Origin of the sequence: Mesorhizobium sp. M7A.F.Ca.US.006.04.2.1, from assembly GCF_004022915.1 — a bacterium.
GTDB lineage: Bacteria > Pseudomonadota > Alphaproteobacteria > Rhizobiales > Rhizobiaceae > Mesorhizobium > Mesorhizobium ciceri.
This window is the reverse complement of sequence record NZ_RZQA01000149.1, coordinates 1-9552: the sequence shown is the minus strand read 5'-3', so window position 1 is coordinate 9552 and position 9552 is coordinate 1. Positions and strand designations below refer to the sequence as shown.

Sequence of the window (9552 nt, the reverse complement as noted above, 5' to 3'; positions counted from 1 at the left end):
CTATTGGGGCGAACCTGGCACCAACGGGCAGCACTCTTTCTACCAACTCATTCATCAAGGCACCAAGCTCGTTCCGTGCGACTTCATCGGGTTTTGCCAGGCATTGAATCCGCTGGGACGCCACCACGATCTCCTGATGGCAAATCTCTTCGCACAGACCGAGGCGCTGGCTTTCGGCATAACGGAAGGGGAAGTCCGAGCGGAAGGGACGCCGGATTGGCTGGTTCCGCACCGCACCTTCGAAGGCAACCGCCCTACCAATACGTTGCTTGCCGAGCGCCTGACGCCAAAGATACTAGGCAGCCTGGTGGCGCTCTACGAGCACAGCGTCTTCACGCAAGGCGTCATCTGGAGCATCGACTCGTTTGACCAATGGGGCGTTGAGCTGGGCAAGGCGCTGGCCGAGAAAACAATCCCTGAACTGGAAGTTTCCGCGACCCCAAATCTTCAACATGACAGCTCGACCAATGCTTTGATCGAGCGCTATCGCCGGATCAAGAAGCACTGAATCGACAGCCGGACCGCAAGACTCCGATCGGAAAAAATATGGTACAGGCGCAACTCGACCAGCTTTGCATCAACACGCTGCGGATGCTTTCCATCGACGCGGTCCAGAAGGCAAATTCCGGCCATCCCGGAACGCCGCTGGATGCCGCGCCAGTCGCCTACTGCCTGTGGCAACACTTCCTGCGCTATGATGCAGCCGATCCCGACTGGCCGAACCGCGACCGTTTCGTGCTGTCGGCCGGTCACGCCTGCGCTCTGCTCTACAGCCTGCTTCATGTGTGCGGCGTCAAGGCAAAAGGGCCGGCCTATCCATCGAGCGACCGGCTGGCCGTGACGTTGGACGATCTCAAGTCGTTCCGCCAGGCAGGCAGCCATTGCACTGGACATCCCGAATTTGCCTGGACCTCGGGCGTGGAAACGACCACGGGGCCACTCGGACAAGGTGCCGCCACAAGCGTCGGCATGGCAATTGCTGAACGGTGGCTGGCGGCCACCTACAATCGACCCGATTATGATCTGTTCTCGCACACTGTCTATGCGCTGTGCAGCGACGGCGACATGATGGAGGGGCTCAGCAACGAGGCGGCATCGCTGGCTGGACACCTCAAATTGTCGAACCTCTGCTGGATTTATGACGACAATCACATCACCATCGAGGGGCCGACTGGCCTTACCTTCACCGAAGACGTGGCAACCCGCTTCCTTGCGTACGGATGGCATGTCGAGCGGGTAAGCGATGCAAACGATCTGGTGTTGCTGGGCAAGGCGTATCAGATGTTCATCGATACGCATGACCGCCCCACGCTGATCATCGTTCAAAGTCATATCGGTTATGGCGCGCCGCACAAGCATGACACCAGCAAAGCGCATGGCGAGCCCCTGGGCGCCGAAGAAGTTCGGCTGACGAAGGAATTCTACGGCTGGGATCCGGACGCCGATTTCAAAGTTCCGGACGGGGTCGTGGCGCATTTCCGCTCACATATGGGCAAGCGTGGGGACGCCGCTCATGCCGCCTGGCGAAAATTGTTTGCTGCCTATCGCAAACAATATCCTGACTTGGCCGAACAGATCGATCAGATGCAGCGACGTGAAGTTGCTCCCGGGTGGGACGCCACGTTGCCCGCCTTCTCAGCCGACGCGAAAGGCCTCGCGACACGTGAATCGTCCGGCCAGGTGTTGAACGCTATTGCGGAACATTTGCCATGGCTGCTGGGTGGCGCGGCAGACCTGTCGCCGTCAACCAAGACGAACCTCGAATTCGATTTCGCCGGCAACTTTCAGGCGCCCGAGGGTGACCAGGCCGTCAGCTACCGCGGGCGGAATTTCCACTTTGGCCTGCGCGAACATGCCATGTGCGCCATCGGCAACGGCATGAGCCTGTCGAAGCTGCGGCCGTTCGTCTCCAGCTTCCTGATCTTCACCGACTATTGCCGCGCGGCGCTGCGGCTGAGCTCGATGATGGAACTCCCGCTCATCTCCATCTGGACCCACGATTCCATCAGTCTCGGCGAGGACGGGCCAACCCACCAGCCCATCGAGCAGCTTGCCTCGTTCCGCGCCATGCCCGGCATGATCGTGCTGCGCCCGGCGGATGCGAATGAGGTCATGGAGGCATGGAAGGTCATCATTCATCTCAAGGACAGGCCCGTCTGCCTCGTACTGACGCGACAGCCGGTGCCGACGCTCGATCGCTCGACCTACGCAAACGCAGGCGGCGTGGCACGGGGCGCTTATGTACTGGCCGATGCTCCCGACGCCCGACCCGACGTCCTGCTGCTGGCGACCGGCAGCGAAGTCGCGCTGTGCGTGACGGGCTATGAACAGCTGAAGGCCGAGGGCATCAAGGCACGCGTCGTCAGCATGCCGTCATGGGAATTGTTTGAAAGCCAACCAAAGGAGTATCGCGACACCGTCCTGCCGCCAACGATAACCGCCCGCGTGGCAGTGGAGGAAGCATCCGGTTTCGGATGGGAACGGTATACCGGCTTCGACGGCGCCATCCTGGCTCTGCATAGCTTCGGCCTGTCCGCTCCATCAAAGGTCGTCGCAAAACACTTCGGATTCGAGCCCGCACACGTCGTTGCGGCTGCCAAGGCGCAAATTGCGGGCATTCAAGCTCCAGGCAGTGCGGCTTTCACCAAATGAGGCAATCAGCACGATCATGAACATCAGTCCATTGGCCGGAAAGCCGCCCCCGCCCGACCTGCTGGTCAATGTCCCCAGGCTTGTCACGGCCTACTATAGCCAAGCGCCGGACCTTGCCGACCCGTTGCAGCGCGTGGCATTCGGGACGTCCGGGCACCGCGGGTCTGCAGTCGAAAGAACGTTCAACGAAGCACATGTTCTGGCAATCAGCCAGGCCATCTGTCTGTACCGCAAGCTACGGGGCATCGACGGCCCGATCTTCATCGGCATCGATACACATGCGCTGTCGGAACCGGCGTTTGCGAGCGCACTGGAAGTGCTGGCCGCGAACGGGGCGGAGGTGATGATGGCGGCCGGTGGCGAGTATACGCCCACCCCTGCCGTCTCTCACGCAATCCTCATCTACAACAAAGGCCGCAAGACCGGGCTTGCCGATGGCATCGTCATCACGCCGTCGCACAACCCACCCGGCGACGGAGGTTTCAAGTACAACCCGCCCAATGGCGGGCCGGCGGATACCGATGTCACCGGCTGGATCGAACAACAGGCCAATGAGCTGCTTGGCAACGGCCTGAAAGGCGTGCGGCGGATGCCGTTCGAGAAGGCCCTCCATGCGCCTACAGTCCATGCCCACGATTTCCTGAACGCTTACGTGAACGATCTCGGCAATGTCATCGACATGGACGCCATTCGGGGAGCGCATGTTCGCATGGGCGTCGACCCGCTCGGCGGCGCGGGAGTCCACTACTGGCCCGCCATAGCCGACCGCTATAAACTCGACCTGACCATCGTCAATCCCCACGTCGATCCCACTTTTCGTTTCATGACGGTTGATTGGGATGGCCAGATCCGCATGGACCCGTCTTCAGCTTATGCCATGCAAGGCCTTATCAGCCTGAAGGATCAATTCGACATCGCTTTCGCATGCGACACCGATCACGACCGGCACGGCATCGTCACGCGCAGTGCCGGGCTGCTGCCGGCCAATCATTACTTGTCGGTGGCGATTGATTACCTGTTCCAGCATCGCCCTGAATGGCGCAAGGACACCGCTGTGGGAAAAACGGTGGTGAGCAGCCAGATGATTGATCGCGTCAGCGCCAGGCTGAAGCGCAGACTGTATGAAGTGCCGGTCGGGTTCAAATGGTTCGCCGAGGGCCTTCAGGACGGCTCGATGGGCTTTTGCGGCGAGGAAAGCGCTGGTGCGACGTTCATGCGCCGCAACGGCGCCGTCTGGACGACCGACAAGGATGGCATCGTGCCGGCGTTGCTGTCGGCCGAGATCATGGCAAGGATGGGTCGCGATCCCGGCGAGGTCTATCGCGACCTGACGAAGGCATTGGGCGAACCGGTCGCCGACCGGCTCCAGGCAACGGCAACCCCAGCACAAAAAGAGAAACTGTCGAAGCTCTCGCCGCATGAGATCACGTCGAAGATCTTGGCTGGCGAACCGATCCGGTCGGTGCTCAGCCGGGCACCGGGCAACAATGCCGAAATCGGCGGCGTCAAGGTGGCCACGGAAAACGGCTGGTTCGCCGCGCGCCCGTCAGGTACCGAGGATATCTACAAGATCTACGCTGAGAGTTTTCGCGGACAGGACCACCTGCGCGCCATCCTGGCCGAGGCGCAGACGACCGTCGACCATGCGCTCGGGGCAACCAAAGGAAGCTGAACCGGCTGCACGGCTTGTGATGACCCATGCTTACGTCCCGAGGAGATGCTCCCCGGGGTAAACGATCGTTCCATCATGGCGCACGACAGCGCCTGGGGTCAGGCTGGCCTCCTCGACATGACCGGCCCCTAGGATATGCATGACCCGTTCGCCTTCTCCGAGCAGGTAGTCGGAAATGATGCGGCGGTGGCAGCGCCACCAGACGGCTTCCGCGCACATGATTGCGCAGCGATGCCGGCTGCCGAGCTCTCGCAGTTGCGCCAAGCCTTTGGCGAACGGCTCGGTCAGCGCATAGTCTGCGTAGTTGCGAAAACCACGTACGCGCCAATAGCTATTGGGGGAAGGTTCCGCCCCCCGCGCCTTGCCCCGCAAGCCGCCAAGCGCAGCGACATGCTTATAGCCGATCTGCCACGGCGCCAACGCTCCCGGAAGGCTGTCTTCGTTAAACTGCGGATTGGTGCGCGAGCGCGGCATCGACCTCACATCGACAACGAAATCGACACGAGACTCCCTAAGCAGTTCGGCGAACTCGACGATCGTACGCGTGGAATGGCCTATGGTGAAGAAGCTGTTCGTTTCGATTCCAATCTGACGGCGCACGGCGACCTTGGCCACCTCGACGCGGATTGTAGCCTGTTTATCGCGCAGATCAAAAAAGACCCCTGCATCGGGAAGCGATCGCTGGAACCGAATTCGCGTGCAAAGGTTGAGTGGTGGATCATCGCCATTCGATTGCGCCATCCAGGTGCAGAATGGCGTCTCGCGCGAGAATCCCTGTCACCCTTGGTCGAGCCACATGGCTCGAGTCAGCGTTACGTGAGCTGGAATTCGGAAGCCAGGGGGGGGGCAGCGGCACGATCGTTCGTGTGCACAGACTGACGCCGATGACCGGCGTGCCGAACGCAACCACGGATGAGCGCTATAGACGGCGTCGGAGATTAGGAGATAGAGCGCCCCTTGCCACCATGCTCGCCCCAAGGGCGGCACAAGGCGAAGAAGCCCATCACCACGCCCACAGTACCGCAGCATGGATCCAGGGTTTGGTTGCAGCGGCTAGGCATCAGCCGCGATCATCTTGTCCGGCACCGAGATGGTCTACATGATGCGCTCGCCGATGTAGTTTCCCTTCTCCGACGTGGTCCGCTCCGACTTCGGCGGGGGCGAAGTGAAGTCTGCGGCATTCCTTGCGTGCCTTGTCCGCTGGCCGACGAACGGGCGGGCGAGCGTCGGCACGTATCCTGACGAGACCCCCTTCGGCCACGGGACGGCTACGAGGATGTCCGCCATGTCGCCGTCCGCCGTAGCGTAGTGCACAGGTTGCCGGAGACGGAGGACTGCCGCCGCTGGCAGCAGGGACTCGTCATTTCGTCCGTGCGGCATCGCGATTCCGCCGCCGATGTATGTCGGCCCGCGGCGCTCCCGCCGCAGCAGGGCAGCCAACACGGCTTCCCGGCTTGCCCGCCCCTTTCGGCGAGCAGACCCGAGAGGCCAGAGCGCCTCGCGCTTCGTAGCGGGATGGACAGAGGATGATGTCCGGGCGACCTCCCCAAGCGCCCACGTTCCCCGCTCCGCCGAAGTGGCGGCGTTTCGGGCGGGATCGATCAGGGTCGGCGGGACCGGCATCGCATTGGCCGGTCTCACTGCAGCACCTGGGCCCGGCTTGCTCGTCCGCCGGGCCTCGTCCCCGACGCGCAGTGATCCGCAATCGCGGCAGGAGTGACGGTCGACGAGATGCACCAGGGGCAGCGGACTGCGGCGCGGGGCAAGAGGCTATTGCAGGAGAGGCACACCTGCCTCGTTCGGACTGTTCTCATGACACGCTCCATCGATGCGGCGCTCGGCGCCAAACCGCTTTGCCTGGAATGCTCCGGAGCAGGTTAGGTGCGGGATTCAGGGTCAAAGAGTTTGCTCCGGGAAAGGACGCGACCTTCCCGGCAAGCCTCGAAATCCTGATGAACGTCTCCATGCACATGCTGTCCTGCCTACTTCATCCCGACTTCAACTGCGGGAATGCGCCACCGATGCCCCTCAGAGCATCGCGAACGCGGTCACCATCAGGCCGAGAAGACCTACGGCTATGATGGTCTTTGTGATCGTGTCCATGTCAGGCCCTCCGGGGAATATAGGATTCCGCCACGATTACCGGGCTCTCGCCCAGGTAGTCCGCCATTGGGAGAGGTTTGGCTCCTTCTGGACTGAAAAGACCCTCAACCACCCGCGGGATGTGGTTGCGCGAAATGCCAATGTCCTCGAGTTGCCTGTTGTCCAGTCGCGAGAGTTCGTTGATCGCGCGGCTCCGCTGCCATTGGCGGATGGCACGAAGGAACAGCTGCCGCACTGTGGTTCTGGACTTGCGTTCGGACCCGCGTTCTGATGCCGATGGATAAGTGCGGTCGATTTTGGACATGTTGGTCTCTCCGCCGAAGTAGCCCGCGGCCGCACATGGCGGAACCTCATGCGAGCTTGGTCATGGACATGCCGACAAGCCGGCCGCTGAACGACCGGATACGATGTCGGACTGGGTGGGATTTGTTCCCGAGACGGCGGGCGGGCGCGCCCTTGCCGCTCGGGCTAGGAACGCGTCAGGAGGAACGCCGAAACGACCAGAAACTTCTTGTGACGACCTGCGATTACCATGCATCGTAGATGGGGCTCCTACACGGAAATTCAATCGAAGCGCGCCGCGTGCGGCCTTTGGACGCGAAACGGCCGGTATCGGCCAGCCATCTTGGACTTCTGCATCCGACGTTCCCATAATGAGGTCATGAACACACCTCCTCCAAGCTCCCTAACGTTCCGAAAGCGGCGCAAAACGCGCCGGTAACCCTGGCCGCGCGGGGAGTATCCGCCTGGCCAGGGGATCCTGCAGCTTCATCGTTTTCGCACGAAGCGCGCTGCCGGCCGTCGACCGGGGGCCGCACAGTGCTTGCCAGCAAGGAGACAAGGAATGGCAAAGAGGAAGGGCAACCGCGAAACCCGCAAACCGAAGCAGGACAAGGAGGTCAAGGGTCAGGCGGCGACTTCGGTGTCGGCGATCGTTGCGGGCCCAAATTTGGCCGGTCGTCGCCGCTGACGCTCGTAATGACTGCGGCGGCATCACTTATCCGGTGCCGCCGCAGCGTGTTCGACGCATGTCCGCAAGCCTGCCTCACCTCTGACCTCGAAGGGATGCCGGTCTTCCCTGCGGTCCTGGCACGGAAACGTGCTGCCCGGGCAATGAGCATCAGGTGACCGTGACGAAGGCGGCGACCAGCAGTTCGCGGGCTCCGACGCGGGAACCGAGCGCCGACGAGAAGACGATTGAGCAAGCGCGGTCGCGCCCGTTCCCCAGCCGAGGCCAAGTGTAGGTACGTGGATTCGCTAGCAAAAGCTGCCGAATCGCAGTGTTGCGATGGCTCCGGCAAGGGTAAGCACCACTCCGATCAGAAGCAGGGGGGTCGGCAGGCAGCCCACGGCGGCAGGTCGGCGGCTTGGAGCATTCGATCACCTCCCCGCGCATGAGGAACTTGGCGAGCGCTTGCTCGACATGGATCCTAGGACGCCCTTCGAAATACACCTCGCTTCCAGTGCGGGTGCCGGCAGTGAGCGCAAGGAGCATCGCGCAGACCTACATCGCGCCGAGGCAGAGCACCCGGTCCTGCGTGCGCGGGCCCGGACCACTCGGTAGACGTAGCAGCCGATGGCGAAACGAGCATGAGCTGCTAGTCCATGATGGCCGCAAAGGATAGCGGCCGTCTCCCTCAGCAGCGCCTCGAAGCGGTTCTTGATAAAGGCGACCCATTTACGGCTCTGAGCGCTAGTCAGAGACCATGCCGTCGGTGCCAGTGTGCTTCGGCGTGATCAGGCGGGACCGATCGACACTGTCCTTCCGCTACAGCCAGATATCGCCAGTCCTTCGATTGGACTGTCGCTTCTTTCGTGCTTGCTTCGTTGATGCTGGCGTATCAGAAGGGGTCGGCATGGCCTTGAACGTTACCCTCCCATACGCGAGACCGCTTCATCCGGTTCACTTTCCATGTCAACGGAAAGACGTCGCGCCGGCCCAATCCACGCCAGATAGTCTCGATCCGGGTTTCCTTCCATCGTGAGATCGCCAGCATAGTAGGCCTCGTTCAGTGCGCCAACTCTCGAACCGACAACCATATACGCTGCAATTGCCGCGGCGCGCGAGCGAGCGCAGAATGCCAACCTGAGTGGCGCCGAATCTGTCGCCGCCCGCAAAGACAAAGCGGTCTTTGCCTGCGTAACCTCCTTGGGCACGACGCCCCCCGAATTGTTGGATCGCGACGCCTGTCGCGATCCCACGCTCCAGCTATGGCGCCACCGTGATGCGGCCCTTCATGTTGGGGTGGAAGCGGCAGAAATAGTTGACCGCTCCCGCGGCCTTCAATCTCAGGCTTCCGGACTTCTTCGGCGGGATCATCACATCCCAGCCACCCTTCACGGTGGCTGTGTGGGCAAACACGTCCTTGTTTACCCACTCGATCGTGTCGCCAACCTTCGCCTCGACGGTCACTGGCGAGAACACCAGCTTGTCGATGGTGACCTGGATGGTTTCGGCCTTCACCGGCGCGGCGACGATTGTTAGCGCCAGTGCAATCCACAGTTGCCGTTTCGGCATCATCAGCGCTGTTCTCATTTCAGCATGCCGGCGACATGTTCGGCATGTTGTTCATGGCCTTGGAATATCTTCAGGCCGGTCTCCAGCAGATCCTTGAGCTCGGCGTTGCTCGCAGAGGGAATCAGGAGCGTTTGGAGAGCGTCGTCGACCTGCTTGTGATAGGCTACCTCGTTGTCTACATAGGCCTTGTCGAAGGCCGCTCCCTTGAGCTTGGCGAGCTTGGCCCGCTCCTCCGCGGCGGCTTTGGTCAGCGCCTTGCTGGTGGCGTTGTCTTCCGGCGTCACCTTGAGTTTCTTGACCAGGTCGAGCGCTTGGACATTCACCGCCTCATGGTCGCGGACCATGTCCTTGGCAAAGGCGAGCACCTCCTTGTTCTTCGACTTCTTGAGCGCTTGCTTGGCCGCCTCGACATCGATCACGCCGGCTGTATAGGCGATGTGGGCGATCTGCGGGTCGGTTGGTTTGTCGGCGGCTTGCGCAAGCGGGGCAGTGCCAAGCAGCAGCAAGGCGGCCAGAGCGGCGGTGTGACGAATAAGCATGACATCTCCTTCGCCCGGATGCGGGGATCGCCTCGGGCTTCGTTTCCGGTTGACGCATCATTGGATGC

The 9552-nt window shown here is 61.7% G+C and carries 7 protein-coding genes and 2 pseudogenes; 4 read left to right on the top strand and 5 right to left on the bottom strand.

The features are described from left to right. From pgi to pgm, 3 genes and pseudogenes are all read left to right on the top strand, one after another. Positions 1–508, top strand: a pseudogene (pgi, locus tag EN925_RS10810) (glucose-6-phosphate isomerase); the annotation flags it as partial. Positions 509–546: 38 nt separating this feature from the next. Continuing rightward, positions 547–2652 carry a transketolase gene (tkt, locus tag EN925_RS10805; protein WP_127367950.1) on the top strand — a complete coding sequence of 702 codons (2106 nt, stop codon included), beginning with the start codon at positions 547–549 and terminating at the stop codon, positions 2650–2652. A 13-nt stretch (positions 2653–2665) separates the two neighbouring features. Further along, a complete protein-coding gene (pgm, locus tag EN925_RS10800; protein ID WP_206519125.1) occupies positions 2666–4324 on the top strand; it encodes a phosphoglucomutase (alpha-D-glucose-1,6-bisphosphate-dependent) in 1659 nt (552 codons plus the stop codon). A gap of 30 nt (positions 4325–4354) precedes the next feature. Here pgm and EN925_RS10795 read toward each other — a convergent pair whose 3' ends face one another. After that, complete coding sequence (locus EN925_RS10795) at positions 4355–4924, bottom strand: DUF488 domain-containing protein (protein WP_127367953.1); 570 nt, start codon at positions 4922–4924, stop codon at positions 4355–4357. A gap of 1504 nt (positions 4925–6428) precedes the next feature. Beyond that, positions 6429–6731, bottom strand: coding sequence for a DUF1127 domain-containing protein (locus tag EN925_RS41615; RefSeq protein ID WP_084015936.1), 303 nt, complete (start codon positions 6729–6731; stop codon positions 6429–6431). A gap of 540 nt (positions 6732–7271) precedes the next feature. On the opposite strand from EN925_RS41615, the gene EN925_RS41465 reads away from it, so the two are divergent. Next, positions 7272–7397 (top strand): hypothetical protein, encoded by a 126-nt coding sequence (locus tag EN925_RS41465; protein ID WP_263499051.1) that lies wholly within the window; start codon positions 7272–7274, stop codon positions 7395–7397. Positions 7398–7802: 405 nt separating this feature from the next. Here the strand turns inward: EN925_RS41465 and EN925_RS10780 are convergent. The 3 genes and pseudogenes from EN925_RS10780 to EN925_RS10770 form a co-directional block, all read right to left on the bottom strand. Continuing rightward, positions 7803–8050: pseudogene (locus EN925_RS10780) on the bottom strand (hypothetical protein); the annotation flags it as partial. 586 nt (positions 8051–8636) lie between these two features. Next, complete coding sequence (locus EN925_RS10775) at positions 8637–8963, bottom strand: cupredoxin family copper-binding protein (RefSeq protein WP_206519124.1); 327 nt, start codon at positions 8961–8963, stop codon at positions 8637–8639. After that, positions 8960–9484: a DUF4142 domain-containing protein gene (locus tag EN925_RS10770; protein ID WP_064994314.1), complete on the bottom strand. Its 525-nt coding sequence runs from the start codon at positions 9482–9484 to the stop codon at positions 8960–8962. Before EN925_RS10770 ends, EN925_RS10775 begins: the two co-directional genes overlap by 4 nt. Between the last annotated feature and the right edge of the window lie 68 nt (positions 9485–9552).